Source organism: Pseudomonas sp. TWP3-1 (assembly GCF_049896625.1).
Taxonomy (GTDB): Bacteria; Pseudomonadota; Gammaproteobacteria; order Pseudomonadales; family Pseudomonadaceae; genus Aquipseudomonas.
The window spans coordinates 602,844-616,141 of record NZ_JAFCUQ010000001.1 but is presented as its reverse complement, the minus strand read 5'-3'; the positions used below and the strand labels follow the sequence as shown (position 1 = coordinate 616,141).

Below are 13,298 nucleotides of genomic sequence, written 5' to 3'. Positions count from 1 at the left end.
TTTTCTGCAGCCCGGTCGCTGGCCGGGCTCACCCTTAACGGATTTTGTGGGCATTTATGGAAAAGTCGAAGTTGCGCAGAGTCGCTATGGGATTGGCGTTGTTGGCGGTGGCCGGGCTGGTGTTTTATGCGGTGCAGGCGCCGGCCGAAGCGCCGCAGTACCTGACCGCCACGGTCGAACGCAGTGACATTGAAAACGCGGTGCTGGCTACCGGGTTGCTCGAAGGCATCAAGCAAGTGGATGTCGGCGCGCAGGTCTCCGGGCAATTGAAGTCGCTTAAGGTCAAGGTTGGCGACAAGGTGAAGAAGGGCCAGTGGCTGGCGGAGATCGATCCACTGGTGCTGCAAAACACCTTGCGTCAGGCCCAGGTCGACGAGGAAAACCTGCAAGCGCAGCGTCGGGCAACCCAGGCGCAGTTGAAGCAGACCAAGGCGATTTACATGCGTTATCAGGATTTGCAGGAGGACGCGTCAATCTCGCGGCAGGATTTCGAAACCGCGCAATCCAACTACGAAGTGCAGCAGGCCAATCTGCTGTCGCTGGATGCGCAGATCAAAAGCGCACACATCCAGATCGACACGGCCAAGGTCAACCTCGCGTACACGCGGATCATTGCGCCGATTGACGGTGACGTGGTCGGCATCGTCACCCAGGAGGGCCAAACAGTGATCGCCAGTCAGTTGGCGCCGGTGCTGCTGAAACTGGCGGATCTGGACACCATGACCGTCAAGGCCCAAGTGTCAGAAGCCGATGTGATCCATATCGAGCCGGGGCAGGAGGTGTATTTCACCATTCTCGGCGAGGACAAACGCTATTACGGCAAACTGCGCGGCACCGAGCCGGCACCGCAGAACTTCCTCGAAACCGCGCCGGCCGGCACGCCGAAGCAAAACACTGCAGTGTTCTACAACGCCTTGTTCGAGGTGCCAAACCCCGATCACCGCTTGCGCATCTCGATGACGGCGCAAGTGCGGGTGGTGCTCGATACTGCCAAATCCACCCTGACAATTCCGGTGGCCGCGCTCGGCCCGCGCAATGCCGACGGCAGTTTTCCGGTGCGTGTACTCGATGGCAAAGGCCAGGCGCAATCGCGCAATGTGCAGACCGGCATCAACAACAACGTCAAAGTGCAGATCAACGCCGGACTGGCCGAGGGGGATCGGGTGGTGATCGGCGATCCGGTGTCGAGCGTGGCGGGGTCATGAGCATGAGCGAACCGCTGCTGCAACTGACCGGCATCACCCGCAGTTTTACCGCTGGCGACCGCGAGTTTCTGGCGCTCAAAGACATCAACCTGACGATCCATGCCGGGGAAATGCTGGCGATCATCGGCGCTTCCGGCTCTGGCAAATCGACGCTGATGAACATCCTTGGCTGCCTCGATTACGCCACCGCCGGCAGCTACAAGATCAACGGCCAGGAAACCCGCGATCTCGACGATCAGGCCCTCGCTGAGCTGCGCCGCGATTACTTTGGTTTCATCTTCCAGCGCTATCACTTGCTGCCGCACCTGAGCGCGATGCACAACGTCGAGATGCCGGCGATCTACGCCGGCACGCCGCAACTGCAACGCCACGCCCGCGCCCGTGAGTTATTGGCGCGGCTGGGGCTGCAAGGGCATCTGACGCATCGGCCGAGTCAGCTCTCTGGCGGCCAGCAGCAGCGGGTGAGTATCGCTCGCGCCTTGATGAATGGCGGCGAAGTAATCCTCGCCGACGAACCGACCGGCGCGCTCGACACCGCCAGCGGCAAAGAGGTAATGCGTATTCTGCTGGAGCTGCACGCGGCCGGGCACACGGTGATTCTGGTGACTCACGACCCGAAAGTCGCGGCCAACGCCGAGCGCATCATCGAGGTCAGCGACGGCGAAATCCTCAGCGACCGGCGCAACGAGCGCGACACTGCGCAGTTGCCGACCGAGTCGGTGCCAGCCAGATCCAGCACCGCGCGGCGGCTGGTGGCCAGTCTCGGGTTATTCAAAGAAGCCTTCGCCATGGCCTGGGTCGCGCTGATTTCGCACCGCATGCGCACCTTGCTGACCATGCTCGGGATTGTCATCGGCATCACCTCGGTGGTGTCAATCTCGGCCATCGGCGAAGGCGCCAAGCGCTATGTGCTCAAGGACATTCAGGCGATCGGCAGCAACACCATCGACATCTATCCCGGCGCGAGTTTTGGCGACAGTCGCTCGGCGTCTATCGAAACCCTCACGCCTGCGGACGTCACGGCGCTGAATCAACTGTATTACGTCGACAGCGCCACACCCGTAGTCGGGCGCAATCAGCTGCTGCGTTATCGCAACATTGACGTCGATGCGCAGGTCAACGGCGTCAGCCATCTGTATTTCCAGGTGCGCGGGATCAAGATGCAGGCGGGCATTCCATTCAGCGAAAACGATGCACGGCGTCAGGCACAAGTTGCGGTGATCGACCATAACACCGCCGGGCGCTTGTTCGGCGCAGGGGTCGATCCGCTGGGGCAGGTGATCCTGATCGGCAATCTGCCGTGTACGGTGATTGGCGTGGCGGCGGAAAACAAAAACCTCTTCGCCTCGGGCAAATCGCTGAACGTCTGGCTGCCTTACGAAACCGCTGCCGGGCGATTATTGGGCCAGCGTTATCTGGACAGCATCAGCGTGCGCATCAAGGACGGCCAGCCGAGCAAAGTGGTCGAAGACAACGTGATCAAACTGATGCTGCAACGCCACGGCACCAAGGATTTCTACACCAACAACCTCGACAGCGTGATGCAGACCGTGCAGAAAACCAGCCGCTCGCTGGCGCTCTTGCTGTCGCTGATCGCGGTGATTTCGCTGGTGGTCGGTGGCATCGGGGTGATGAACATCATGCTGGTGTCGGTGACCGAGCGCACCCGTGAGATCGGCATTCGCATGGCGGTCGGCGCGCGGCAGTCGGATATCCGTCAGCAGTTTTTGGTGGAGGCGGTGATGGTTTGCCTGCTTGGCGGTGCGATTGGCATTTCGCTGTCCTACGCCATCGGCCATCTGTTTTCGGTGTTCATCAAGGAATGGGAAATGGTGTTCTCGCTGGCCTCGGTGCTCACGGCAGTGGCCTGTTCGACCCTGATCGGCATCGTGTTCGGCTTCGTCCCGGCGCGCAACGCCTCGCGGCTGGATCCGATCGAGGCGTTGGCCCGCGATTAAACGGGTCAGGCGGCGCTGGATGTGTCCTGCGGCGAATACATCCAGCGCATCAGTGAGTGACGACCGCTGATGCCGAGTTTGATCGCGGCGCGCTTCAGGTAGCTTTCCACGGTGTTGACCTTGAGTTGCAGTTGCTCGGCCAGTTCCGGCGCGGTGCGCCCGGCAAGCAGGCCGACGCAGACTTCCAGTTCGCGGTTCGACAGGCTCAGGCCCAGTTGATCCATGCGCTCGCAAAAACGCAGGCGCAAGGTTTGCAGACCTTGCGCGGCCGCATCCTGAGATTGCTCGGCGGGCACTGCACAGATTGCAGGTTGCAGGGCGTTGATGTGCTTTTCCACCATCGGCAGCAGCACTGGCGAGATGTCCTGCAAGAGGCTGCGCTCGTGCGCCGAGAAGCGTTTGGACGCGCCGTTGCGATACACCGAAATCACGTAGCGGTAATCGTCCGTGCGGCGGGTCAGGTGCAGCTGCGAGGCATCGGTGACTGGCAAGCTTTCACGGCTGGGCATATCTGATGAGGGCGGTGCGCTGCTCAGTTCCGAGTACACCGTTTCGGCCAGCAGGGCGGCTTCCTTGGCGCTTTCCAGTTCACTGCGAAGGAGCGCGTGTCCGACCGGTTCTACGCGCATCTGGCGAATGTGCGTGGCGTCCACGGCCAGTTGGGTGAGGATCAGATCGTGCAGCATGCGCGGGAAATGCCGGCTGCCGGTGCTGGCAATGACTTTGCCGATGTGCGGGAACAAATGTGAATTCATGTGTTTCATCCATGAGTTGCAATGGGCTGATTGCATCCCGGACGCGCCGACCTTGAGCTCCGTGGCCGACGAAATTCGTCAGGAATTGGATCCTATGCTAGTACAACGCGTAACCAAGCGTTTAATAAAGGCGCTATTAGCTCATAACCGGCCAGTCCGTTGGCCGATATCAATGCAGTCCAGAAAAAAATCGAACCGAGGCAAATCCGCGCCGGTCTGTCTCCTAACGGTCACTCGAAATCAGTTGATCGACAGGGCAGGCAGGAGCATACACATGATTGGCGTCGTCATTCCCGCACACAATGAAGAAGCGTTGCTCCGGCATTGCCTTGAGTCGGTGCTTACAGCTGCGGCGCATCCGCTGTTGGATGAGCCGGTGGAAATCCTCGTGGTGCTCGACAGTTGCTCTGACGGTTCGGCGCGGATCGCGGAGCAAATGGGCATCAAAACCTTGACCACACGCGGACGCAACGTGGGCGAGGCGCGCTGGACCGGTGCTGAGTCGCTGATTGGCGCAGGCGCGCGCTGGCTGGCGTTCACCGACGCCGACACTCTGGTATCGCCGCAGTGGCTGGTGCGGCAACTGGATTGTCGCGCCGATGCGGTGTGCGGAACGGTCAGCGTTGATTGTTGGGACGCACATGCAGGGCAGGTACGCGCCAGATACGAGAACCTTTATCAGCCGGTCGAGGGCCATCGCCACATCCACGGTGCCAACTTCGGCGTGTGTTCGATTGCCTACCAGCGGGCCGGCGGCTTTAAACATTTGCAGGCGCATGAGGACGTGCATCTGGTGCGTGATCTGGAACGGGCGGGTGCGCGGATCGTCTGGACTGCGAGCAACAGCGTGGTGACCAGTGCACGCAAGGAGAGTCGCTGCCGCCAAGGATTTGCCGATTATCTGCTGTCTCTTGAAACCGCCTGAATCACCATTGAATGCGAGAACCCTATGATCGATCAGCGCAAGCGAGAATCACTGGCGGCATGGCGCAAACTGGCAACCCAATCGCAGCTGCGCATGGATCCGGAAGAACAGTACGACGAATTGCTTAAAGCGGCGGACGACATGGAAGAACAAGGCCTGATCAACAGCGCCGAATGGCGGCAGTTGGTGCGCGATGCGGGGAATGTTTTCACCAGCGGCGGGTAGGATGATTTACGCAGATACAACAAGGCCCGGCAAATGCCGGGCCTTGTTCATTTCCGTCAATCAAGCGGCCATGTTGCCGGCCGCCATTTCTTTCTTGTAACTGGCTTTCATGGCTTCCATCTGCGCACCCAGCTCATCGAGTCTGGCCTTGCCCAGGAGCTTCTTCGCCTTGGGAAACATTTCGGTCTCCTCTTCTTCGATGTGGTGCTCCAGCAGCTCTTTGACCACTTTCACCCGGCCGGCGAATTCCGGCGTACCTGGATCAGTGATTTTCAGATCCGGCAGCACCAGTGAGTCGACAGTGCGGTGCTCTTCCTTGGCCTCGTAATACATGATGTCCTCTTCCTTGCTGCCTGCTTCCTTGAAGGCCGGGTAGAGAATCTCTTCTTCCAGTCGAGTGTGAATGGAAATTTCCATTTCCAGTTTGGCCAGCAATTCGACGCGTTTTTTCAGCGCGCGATCGGTGGATTCGCTGAGTTGGCTCAGGATGTCTTTGACTTTTACGTGGTCGGCTTTGAGAAGGTCGATGGCATTCATGGTGGGTTGCCTCTGCGGTTCACGGGTAGACACAGTCCGCTGTCTCGCGGTGCTGCGGATTCCCTACAGCTGTCGCATTTGCCGTGCCAGTTTTGATCGCTGACCGCATTGCAACAGGATCAAGGACTTGCGCCGCTCAAGGCACAACGCCTTCGTGCAGCCTGCATGAAGCGCGTGTGGCGGGCATTGCAGATCACGGCTCGGGGCCATGACTGTTGCGCTGACTTAGCGCTGGCGTCGCGAGCGCGTTGCCAGCAGATAAGTTCCGAGCAACAGTGCCGCGCCGGTCAACAGCATGCGCGCTGAGGGGCGCGGCATCGCCGGAGCAGGGGGGAGCTGCTCGTAGTCGAGTGGCGGCGAGAGCGTGTCGGCAAGCATGCTGTCCTGGGCCTCGTAGGGCATTTGATTCAGCGGCAGACGGGCGCCGTCCGCCAGCGTCAGCGTCAGATCTTCGATCACCCCGGCCACGCGTCCGGGAAACACCGGTTCGCCGCTGGGGTCGAGTTCGTCATAGAGAAATCGGTTGCCCTCCAGCCAGCCGACAGCCGTGAGCAGTTCCGGGCTGAGGTAATACTTTCCGTCGAGAAAAAATCCTGGAAAGTGCCGCGCGCGTTCGATGCTTTCAACGGTGTAACGCTCACCGGATTTCATACCTGTCGATGGGGCGATCATGGTGCAAGTCCTCCGTGGTGGTCTGCGATAGAGAACACGCGATCACAGCAGGTTCCATCGAAATGCATGACCGGTATGGGGGGATAAACGCGGGAAATTTGTAGAGGCAATGGGAGAGAGGAAACTCGGCGAAAGTTTGAATTGAATGGCGGATACCAGACGACGGACACGAGAAATCGTGCATTTCGCGGTAAGTCCACCGCCCGTCGCAGCCAGGCTTGAATTTTGAAATTAACCCGATGGCGTGCCCTTCACATGACTGTGGGGCCGCATTCGATCATTCATCGGATGAGCAGCGACCCTCGTTTTGCCTGAGGAGAATTGTCATGTTTCTACATAACAAACGTCTGCAATACACCGTCCGTGTGGCGCAACCGAATCCGGGTCTGGCGAACCTGTTGCTCGAACAATTTGGCGGAGCGCAGGGCGAGCTGGCCGCGGCGTCCCGCTACTTCACTCAAGCGTTGGCCGAAGATGATCCCGGCCGCAAGGACTTGCTGATGGACATCGCCACCGAGGAGCTCAGTCACCTGGAGATCGTCGGCTCGATCATCGTCATGCTCAACAAAGGCGCGAAGGGACGCATGGCCGAGGGGGTTGAAGAGGAGGGCGAGTTGTATCGCGCGATCAACGGCGCCGGTAATGACTCGCACATCACCAGCCTGCTGTATGGCGCCGGCGCGCCTCTGACCAACTCGGCGGGCGTGCCCTGGTCGGCGGCGTACGTCGACACCATCGGTGAGCCGACTGCTGATTTCCGCTCGAACATCGCCGCTGAGGCGCGGGCGAAAATCGTCTACGAGCGTCTGATGCACGTGACGGATGATCCTGGGGTAAAAGAAGCACTGGGATTTTTGATGACGCGGGAAATCGCTCATCAGTTGTCGTTCGAAAAAGCCCTGCATGCAATCCAGCCGAATTTTCCGCAGGGCAAGGTTCCGGGGATGCCGGAGTTCACTAATGTCTACTACAACATGTCCCAAGGCGAAGGCAGCATGCGCGGACCATGGAACGAGGGTGAGGATTGGGATTTTGTCGAGGATCCGGCGCCGGCGGTGGACGGCGGTGACGGTACGGCCAGCGTGCAGCTCAGCGCAGAAGATGAAGACCTGTTGCTGAACATGAAGGTCCGGACAATGTCCGATCCTGAAAGCAACCCGATCACCGGGGCCGATCTGGGTGCTGGTGTGCAGGGCGAACCGCGCGACTGATGAAATTGCCGCACGCCCTCGCGGCGTGCGGTGATCGTCAATGGGAAAGAGGAGATTTTCATGCCGCAACCTTCACCTTCGCTGGGATCGCCCGTGCGCTCATGGCTGCGTCAGGTTTCACGCTCGGGATGGGGCGGGATTTTTTTCTGGCTGGTGCTGGCCGGCGTGGCCGTTTTGCTGTTGCTCAGCGGTTACGGCGCGCTAGTTGGGGCCAACAAGGACAATCTGCACTACGCCGTTCTCGGCGGAATGTCGGGCTTCGCTGCAACTGCACTCGGCGCGGTGATGGCGATTGCCTTGCGCGACATTGCTGCGCGCACCCAGGACATCATGCTCGGATTCGCCGCGGGCATGATGCTCGCCGCCAGTTCGTTCTCGCTGATTCTGCCGGGCATCGAAGCGGCGCAGGCACTGTTTGGTAACCCGTTGCTGGCCGCCAGTGTGGTGGTGGCGGGGTTGGCGCTGGGCGTGGCGTTGATGGTCGGACTCGATCGCTTCATCCCGCATGAGCATGTCGAAAGCGGTCGCCGCGGGCCGCAAGCGCAGCGCATCAACCGGGTCTGGCTGTTCGTGCTGGCGATCACCTTGCATAACTTGCCGGAAGGCATGGCGATTGGCGTGAGCTTCGCCAACGGTGACATGCAGGTCGGATTGCCACTGACCACCGCGATTGCCATTCAGGATATTCCCGAGGGCCTAGCGGTTGCGTTGGCCTTGCGGGTAACTGGCATTTCGGCGCTGCGGGCGGCGTTGATTGCGGTCGGTTCCGGCCTGATGGAGCCGTTGGGCGCGATTGTCGGGTTGGGCATCTCCAGCAGTTTTGCCTTGGGCTACCCGATCGCATTGGGGCTGGCGGCCGGTGCGATGATTTTCGTGGTGTCGCACGAGGTGATTCCCGAGACCCACCGCAACGGCCACGAGACGCCGGCCACACTGGGCCTGATGCTGGGTTTTGGCGTGATGATGTTTCTCGACACGGCGCTGGGCTAGGACCGCACTGCCTGCGGTGGGTCGCTGCGCGAAGCCGCCAGCAGCGCCGCGAAGGCGTGTTTGTCCACCGGGCGGCTCATGAAATAGCCCTGCACTTCGTTGCATTGATCCTTGCCGAGAATGTCCAGTTGTTCCTCGGTTTCCACGCCTTCGGCCGTCACGGTCAGACCCATGGCCTTGCCCAGGCCGATGATCGCTTGCACCACTGCGCGATCATTGTCGCCGCTGCTGATCGAGGCAATGAAACGCTTGTCGATCTTGATCCCGTCGAACGGGTAAGCGCGCAGATAGCCCAGCGACGAGTAGCCGGTGCCGAAGTCATCCATGTTCAGGCGCACGCCGAGTTCCTTGAGCGCAGTCATGGTGGTCAGCGCGCCGTCAGTGTCGTTGAGCATGACGTTTTCGGTGATTTCCAGCTCCAGCCGACTGGCCGGAAAACGCGTTTCGACCAACACTTCACGCACATCCTCGACCACATCGCTTAGCGCAAACTGCGCCGGCGAGAGATTGACTGAAAGAAACACGTCACTCGGCCAATCGAGTGCCGTTTGACAGGCTTCACGCAGCACCCAGCGACCGAGTGGCACGATCAGATCGGTTTGCTCGGCCAGTGGAATGAACAGGTCCGGCCCGAGCAGGCCTTGGGTCGGATGCATCCAGCGCACCAGTGCTTCGACCGAAACGATCTGCTTGCCATCGACCTTGTAGCGCGGTTGATAGTGCAGCACGAACTCATGGTTCTTGATCGCCAGGCGCAGGTCGTCCTCCAATTGTCGGCGGCTCTGAATCTGATCGCTCATGTGCGCTTCGAAATAGCACCAGGTGTTCTTGCCGTCGGACTTGGCCTTGTACAGCGCAATGTCGGCGCAACGGATCAGTTCGCCGGGCACGTAACCCTGGCGCCGACTCAGGGCGATGCCGACGCTGGCGCCGATGTGCAGCGGGTGATTTTCGAAGTTGATCGGCTGGTGCAGGCTGCCGATCAACCGCGTGCAGAACTTGTCGATTTCCTGATGGGTGTCCATGCCGTTGAGCACCACCACGAACTCATCGCCGCCCAAACGGGCGACCAGGTCCAGCTCGCGGGTGCACTCGCGCAGACGGCTGGCGACTTCCTGCAACACCGCATCACCGGCCGGGTGACCCAGCGAATCGTTGATCGGTTTGAAGTTGTCCAGGTCAATCACCAATACAGACAAGGGCGCGGAATGCTCCTTGTGCAATAGCGCTTCATCCAGATAGCGCGCGAGTTTGTTGCGGTTGGGCAGGCCGGTCAGCGCATCGTGCATCGACAGGTGCTGGATCTGCGCGTGTGCGGCGACTTCGTCGGTAATGTCGCTGGCGGTGCCGCGATAGCCAGTCACCGATCCGTTGTCGAAGATCGGCCGTGCGGACAGTCGGCAATGGCGCTGCTGCCCGGACTGGTCGCGGTAGGTGCAGCGCAGGTCGCTGGCATTGGTTTCCTCTGGCAACTTGTTGAACCACAGATCCAGCGGTGTGGTGTCGCAGACCAATAATTCACCGATGTTGCGGCCCAGCCAATGCGCCTCTGCATAGCCGGTCACTTCGCTGAAACGCGCGGAGAGATACGTGATGGACTGGTGATTGTCGGTTTCCCAGATCCAGTCCGAAGCCGCTTCGGCGACCGCACGAAAGCGTTCTTCGCTGGCCTCCAGCGCACGATTGGCAGCCTGCATGGTTGCGAAACTGCTATCGACGAAGCGCGAGGAGCGCAATGCATGGCGGAAAAAGTAAGCCGTCAGCAGCATCAACACCAGTAACGTGCCGCCCAGCGGCGGTAGTAGCGACCACAACAACTGTTGCCCGGGTCGCTCGAGATCGGCAATCAGGCTGTAGCCGGTGCTGTCGAGTGCGACACGCGGCTGTCCGGCATCGATGGTTTCGTCCGGTGCCAGCGTCAGGTTGTTCAGGCCGTAGCCGCTGCCAAGCTTGCGCAGTTTGGTTGGCGTGAGCTTGTCGACGAACACCAGTACCGAAGTTGTCTGCGGGTCGCCCAGCGGTCGCTCGTCGTTGGGGATAATCGCCGCAGCAGTAATCAGTGCGGGCCAGCCTTCAAAAAGCGAGTAGGTGGCAATCGGTTTTGTCAGATCCGGCTGGCTCTGTACTTGATCGACCAGATTTGCGGCGGACATTTGCAAGAAATTCGAGATATTCGAATCGAGCATTTGACCGCGAACCACGCTGTACTTGGTGCGCTCGCGATCGAGCACGAACACGCCGTCATAACCGTCGCTGGTGAACAGGGTTTTGCCGACATTTTGCTCGGTGAAAGCCCAGTTGATGTCGATCTCACCGCTAAGGTGCTCGTAGGCGCTGGTCCAGTAGGCGTAACTGGTGATGTAGTTTTTCGACGCGATGATACGGTTTTCCAGCGCGCGGGCTGAATAGAATCTGGTTTCGTTGACGTCCTGGGTGTCGAGGTGGCTGGCGATGCCAAGCAGGGCGCTGGCGGCAGCGAACACGCCGACAATAAACAGCAGACCTACGGCAAATGCCAGGCGCCGGGTCACTGCGCTTTGAGGAGCGAGGATTGGCGCCGCGTAAGTGGAGGTTTGCATTTCGCTCGTCCTTGATCCGTTTGCTACGGCATCTGGAACATTGCAGTTGGCAGATTGTTCAGACCTTCTGCGGGATTGCGCTGATCCGAATAGCCGAAAGCATAGTGAACTCGATTTGGCTTTGCCCGCCCTTATCTGAAACGGCTGAATTTTCTTTGCTTATACGGGCCTGCGATGTGTCCTGCAGTGGTAGGTCGGTGATTCATATTAATGACAGCTTATATGGTTCGAAAAAAAGCCCGCTTCAGCCGAGACTGAAACGGACTTCCCCCGCATTGATGACCGTTACTTCAGGTCGTCAAAGTGGTCTCGCAGGAATTCGTAAAAGCGGAACGCTTTAAACGATCTCCATACGAGGCTCAGCGTACGCAGCAAAAGCTTCATACGTTTTGGCCTCCAGGTTGGGGGCCAATCCTCCAGCGCACTTACCGGATCATGCGCGCCTTCGGCCGGCACGTCAGTACGGCTTGTGAGGCGGCCGGTCGAAATCCCTCCGAATCATCATTCCGGCACGGCTGCAAAACCGTGTCAGAGGGCATGAAACCGTTGGGTCGTCGGTCAGACCTCACCGCGGCACTGTCATGTGAGCGCAGGCATCCTAACCCAGAAAATTCACGCGAGAAGACGTATCTTTGCGGTTCGCTGGCCTCAAACTCACGTTTTCTGTAAAGCGTTATTTCTGTCAGGTATTGTTTGAAATGTTTATTGCGCGGGTTCACTATTCGTGCAGTGATTTGCGGCGCTATGCCACGAGAAAAAACCGTTGCACCGAGGAGCGAACGCAAATACCATGCGTCCACGTCAGTGCGGCTTGTGAGGCACAAAGGCTCAGTTGCAAGCTGAGCCTTACGAAAAAACCGTCCCGCAAAGACGGTTTTTTTTCGCCTGTCATTTACCCCTCAATCCAGACACTGCGCGCCCGCTCGGGCTACTTGCGCATCCTGCTCGGCCTTCACCCCCGACACCCCGACCGCGCCAATCACCTGCCCATCAAACGCGATCGGCACGCCGCCTTCGGGCGAGGCCAACAGCGTCGTCGACCAGTTCGATCCAGTGCCTCACGGGCGTGCGACCCGCGCCGTCGAGGTGGGACTGACAGCCGATATTGGCTGTGGCGATGATTTCCGGGTGACCACTTTCCAGTGCATTGAGTTTGTTGTCGCGCAGCTCTCGCGCCAGTTCAGGTTGGGTCAGCGAATAAGTGCCGGCCGAGCCGCAACACAGATGCGCGTCCGGCACAGCGGTGAGGCTGAAGCCCAGGCGCAGCAACACCGACTCCACCGCGCCGCCGAGTTTCTGCGCGTGTTGCAAGGTGCAAGGGCAATGGAACGCCAGTCGCCGATCCCCGTGAACACCGAGGGATTCCAATGGTTCATCCCTGAGCACTTCGACCAGATCCTTGGCCAGCGCGCTGACCCGTTTGGCCTTCTCGGCATACGCCGGATCGGCACACAGCAGATGCGCATAATCCTTGATGAACGCGCCGCATCCGCTGGCGGTTTGCACAATCGCTTCGGCGCCAAGTTCAATGGCCGGCCACCACGCATCGATATTGTGCCGGGCGCGATCCAGACCCACGTTCTGTGCGTCGAGGTGATAATCCACCGCGCCGCAGCATCCAGCTTCAAGGGCGGCAGTGACGCTGATACCCAAGCGATCCAGCACCCGCGCCGCTGCCGCATTGGTATTGGGCGACAACCCCGGCTGCACGCAACCTTCCAGCATCAACACTTGTCGCGCATGTCGGGTCACCGGTCGTGATCCAGGCGCTGCGGCGTTACGCGGCAGTTTGGCCTGTAAACTGCCCGGCAGCAGCGCACGAAACACCTGGCCGCTGCTGATCAACCCTTTGAACAAACCGGCATTCGGCGCCACGCTGCGCAGTCCTTCACGCAGCAAACGCTGACCCATCGGACGCGGCACCGCGGCATCGACCACTGCGCGACCAATATCCAACAAATTGTGATAATCCACCCCGGACGGGCAGGTGGTTTCGCAGTTGCGGCACGACAGACAGCGATCCAGATGCTCTTGAGTCTTGCGCGTGACCTGATTGCCTTCCAGCACCTGCTTGATCAGATAGATGCGCCCGCGTGGCCCATCGAGTTCATCACCGAGCAGTTGATAGGTCGGGCAGGTCGCGTTGCAAAAGCCGCAGTGCACACAGCTGCGCAGGATTTTTTCGGCCTCTTCGGCGCGCGGCAGTTGCCGGGATTCTGCGCTCAAGGTGGTTTGCATGGC

Annotated in this window: 11 protein-coding genes and 1 pseudogene; 6 read left to right on the top strand and 6 right to left on the bottom strand. The window is 59.8% G+C overall.

The window, feature by feature from the left end:
- Nucleotides 1–56 precede the first annotated feature (56 nt).
- Both macA and ACP7BN_RS02910 read left to right on the top strand, forming a co-directional pair.
- Nucleotides 57–1,205, top strand: coding sequence for a macrolide transporter subunit MacA (gene macA / locus ACP7BN_RS02915; protein WP_426201469.1), 1,149 nt, complete (start codon nucleotides 57–59; stop codon nucleotides 1,203–1,205).
- 2 nt (nucleotides 1,206–1,207) lie between these two features.
- On the top strand, nucleotides 1,208–3,163 hold the full coding sequence (locus tag ACP7BN_RS02910; RefSeq protein ID WP_426201467.1) for a MacB family efflux pump subunit: 1,956 nt from the start codon (nucleotides 1,208–1,210) through the stop codon (nucleotides 3,161–3,163).
- Nucleotides 3,164–3,168: 5 nt separating this feature from the next.
- On the opposite strand, the gene ACP7BN_RS02905 is transcribed toward ACP7BN_RS02910, so the two are convergent.
- Nucleotides 3,169–3,918: a helix-turn-helix transcriptional regulator gene (locus ACP7BN_RS02905; protein ID WP_426201465.1), complete on the bottom strand. Its 750-nt coding sequence runs from the start codon at nucleotides 3,916–3,918 to the stop codon at nucleotides 3,169–3,171.
- A 274-nt stretch (nucleotides 3,919–4,192) separates the two neighbouring features.
- Between ACP7BN_RS02905 and ACP7BN_RS02900 the strand changes: the two genes are divergently transcribed.
- Both ACP7BN_RS02900 and ACP7BN_RS02895 read left to right on the top strand, forming a co-directional pair.
- Nucleotides 4,193–4,843 (top strand): glycosyltransferase, encoded by a 651-nt coding sequence (locus ACP7BN_RS02900; RefSeq protein WP_426201463.1) that lies wholly within the window; start codon nucleotides 4,193–4,195, stop codon nucleotides 4,841–4,843.
- Nucleotides 4,844–4,867: 24 nt separating this feature from the next.
- Nucleotides 4,868–5,068, top strand: a complete 201-nt coding sequence (locus ACP7BN_RS02895; RefSeq protein WP_420648844.1) for a hypothetical protein — start codon at nucleotides 4,868–4,870, stop codon at nucleotides 5,066–5,068.
- 60 nt (nucleotides 5,069–5,128) lie between these two features.
- Here the strand turns inward: ACP7BN_RS02895 and ACP7BN_RS02890 are convergent, their stop codons facing one another.
- Complete coding sequence (locus ACP7BN_RS02890) at nucleotides 5,129–5,605, bottom strand: hemerythrin domain-containing protein (RefSeq protein ID WP_420648843.1); 477 nt, start codon at nucleotides 5,603–5,605, stop codon at nucleotides 5,129–5,131.
- A 225-nt stretch (nucleotides 5,606–5,830) separates the two neighbouring features.
- Nucleotides 5,831–6,277 (bottom strand): short chain dehydrogenase, encoded by a 447-nt coding sequence (locus ACP7BN_RS02885; RefSeq protein WP_426201460.1) that lies wholly within the window; start codon nucleotides 6,275–6,277, stop codon nucleotides 5,831–5,833.
- Between the two features lie 326 nt (nucleotides 6,278–6,603).
- Between ACP7BN_RS02885 and ACP7BN_RS02880 the strand changes: the two genes are divergently transcribed.
- Both ACP7BN_RS02880 and ACP7BN_RS02875 read left to right on the top strand, forming a co-directional pair.
- Complete coding sequence (locus ACP7BN_RS02880) at nucleotides 6,604–7,488, top strand: manganese catalase family protein (protein WP_426201458.1); 885 nt, start codon at nucleotides 6,604–6,606, stop codon at nucleotides 7,486–7,488.
- Nucleotides 7,489–7,548: 60 nt separating this feature from the next.
- Entirely contained in the window at nucleotides 7,549–8,478 is a 930-nt protein-coding gene (locus ACP7BN_RS02875; RefSeq protein ID WP_426201456.1) for a ZIP family metal transporter, read from the top strand.
- On the opposite strand, the gene ACP7BN_RS02870 is transcribed toward ACP7BN_RS02875, so the two are convergent.
- The 3 genes and pseudogenes from ACP7BN_RS02870 to glcF form a co-directional block, all read right to left on the bottom strand.
- On the bottom strand, nucleotides 8,475–11,057 hold the full coding sequence (locus ACP7BN_RS02870) for a bifunctional diguanylate cyclase/phosphodiesterase (protein ID WP_426201455.1): 2,583 nt from the start codon (nucleotides 11,055–11,057) through the stop codon (nucleotides 8,475–8,477). The genes ACP7BN_RS02875 and ACP7BN_RS02870 overlap by 4 nt on opposite strands.
- A gap of 899 nt (nucleotides 11,058–11,956) precedes the next feature.
- Nucleotides 11,957–12,097: pseudogene (locus tag ACP7BN_RS02865) on the bottom strand (heme-binding protein); the annotation flags it as partial.
- On the bottom strand, nucleotides 12,048–13,295 hold the full coding sequence (glcF, locus tag ACP7BN_RS02860; protein WP_426201453.1) for a glycolate oxidase subunit GlcF: 1,248 nt from the start codon (nucleotides 13,293–13,295) through the stop codon (nucleotides 12,048–12,050). The gene glcF and the pseudogene ACP7BN_RS02865, both read right to left, overlap by 50 nt.
- Nucleotides 13,296–13,298: the final 3 nt, after the last annotated feature.

What these genes read in the sequence shown, in the direction of transcription:
- ACP7BN_RS02900 (WP_426201463.1), top strand. Translation starts at nt 4,193, where the DNA reads ATGATTGGCGTCGTCATTCCCGCACACAATGAAGAAGCGTTGCTCCGG.
- ACP7BN_RS02875 (WP_426201456.1), top strand. Translation starts at nt 7,549, where the DNA reads ATGCCGCAACCTTCACCTTCGCTGGGATCGCCCGTGCGCTCATGGCTG.
- ACP7BN_RS02905 (WP_426201465.1), bottom strand. Translation starts at nt 3,918, where the DNA reads ATGAATTCACATTTGTTCCCGCACATCGGCAAAGTCATTGCCAGCACC.
- ACP7BN_RS02890 (WP_420648843.1), bottom strand. Translation starts at nt 5,605, where the DNA reads ATGAATGCCATCGACCTTCTCAAAGCCGACCACGTAAAAGTCAAAGAC.
- macA (WP_426201469.1), top strand. Translation starts at nt 57, where the DNA reads ATGGAAAAGTCGAAGTTGCGCAGAGTCGCTATGGGATTGGCGTTGTTG.
- glcF (WP_426201453.1), bottom strand. Translation starts at nt 13,295, where the DNA reads ATGCAAACCACCTTGAGCGCAGAATCCCGGCAACTGCCGCGCGCCGAA.
- ACP7BN_RS02885 (WP_426201460.1), bottom strand. Translation starts at nt 6,277, where the DNA reads ATGATCGCCCCATCGACAGGTATGAAATCCGGTGAGCGTTACACCGTT.
- ACP7BN_RS02895 (WP_420648844.1), top strand. Translation starts at nt 4,868, where the DNA reads ATGATCGATCAGCGCAAGCGAGAATCACTGGCGGCATGGCGCAAACTG.
- ACP7BN_RS02870 (WP_426201455.1), bottom strand. Translation starts at nt 11,057, where the DNA reads ATGCAAACCTCCACTTACGCGGCGCCAATCCTCGCTCCTCAAAGCGCA.
- ACP7BN_RS02910 (WP_426201467.1), top strand. Translation starts at nt 1,208, where the DNA reads ATGAGCGAACCGCTGCTGCAACTGACCGGCATCACCCGCAGTTTTACC.
- ACP7BN_RS02880 (WP_426201458.1), top strand. Translation starts at nt 6,604, where the DNA reads ATGTTTCTACATAACAAACGTCTGCAATACACCGTCCGTGTGGCGCAA.